Raw genomic sequence first — 1103 nt, forward strand, 5'->3', positions numbered from 1 at the left:
TAGGGCCTGTGTGATGTTGTGATCAGCCGGTTGCCTTCAGAAGATCGTTGATCCAGATGATGGAGGCGCGGAGGTGGAGGCCGGCGAGGTAGCTCTCGGGTGTCTTGTCGTATCGAGTCGCGATGCCCCGCCAGGCTTTCAGCTTGTTGATCAGGCGCTCGACGGTGTTCCGCTCCTTGTAGAGACCGGCGTCGTGGCGGGTGGGCCGGCCGCCGCGGCTGCCCTTCTTCCTTCGGTTGGCAGCCTGGTCCTTCTTCTCCGGGATGACTGCCTTGATGTTGCGTTTACGCAGGTAAGAGCGGTTGGCGCGGGATGAGTAGGCCTTGTCCGCGGCGACAGCGTCAGGCCGGGTCCGGGGACGGCCGACAGGCAGACGGATCCGCACCTTATGCAGCACGGGGACGAACTGCGGGCTGTCGGCGGCCTGTCCTGCGGTCAGAACGAAGGACAACGGGCGGCACTTGCGGTCCGCGGCGAGATGAACCTTGCTTGTCAGCCCGCCACGGGACCTGCCGAGCAGGGCTTCCTTCAAGCGGAGCTTGCGCCGTCGCCTGATGTGCCGCCGTTCTTCCCGGTCGGGGTCGTCACCTTCGTCCTGTCCATTCTGTTCTGGCGGGCCGCCCCCTTTTGCCGGGCCCGTTCCTGGTCGGCGGCGGCTTCCTCAAGGGCGTCCATGACCTCCTTGCCGATGCACATTCCGGCGGCGTCGTGGTGGGCGCGGGCGGTGGTGGAGTCCACGCTGACCAGGGACAAGTCCGTCTTCCCCTGTCGGGCGGCCTCGGCGATCACGCCTTCCAGCAGTGCGGTGAAGACGCCGGCGTCCCTCCAGACCCGGAAGCGGCCGTAGACCGTTGGCCACGGGCCGAACTCACGCGGCATCTCCCGCCACTGACTGCTGGTGCGGAACCGCCAGATCACCCCCTCGAACTGCTCCCGCAGCCGCTCGGGGTACGGGCCGTACTCGCCTATCGGCAGAAACGGCTCGATCAACTTCCACTGCTCGTCGGTGAGTTGCCTACGCGTCACGACCGACTTCCTACCGGATCCGCCTTCCATGCGGATCCGGGTCAGCAAGATTGATCACGACGTCACACAGGCCCTAG

The 1103-nt window shown here is 66.0% G+C and carries 1 pseudogene; it reads right to left on the minus strand.

Features of this window, described 5'->3' with window-relative positions:
* Positions 1-22 precede the first annotated feature (22 nt).
* Positions 23-1026, minus strand: a pseudogene (locus ABT063_RS52075) (IS5 family transposase).
* Positions 1027-1103 lie beyond the last annotated feature (77 nt).

This window comes from Streptomyces sp. NPDC002838 (assembly GCF_040295365.1).
Classification (GTDB): Bacteria; Actinomycetota; Actinomycetes; order Streptomycetales; family Streptomycetaceae; genus Streptomyces.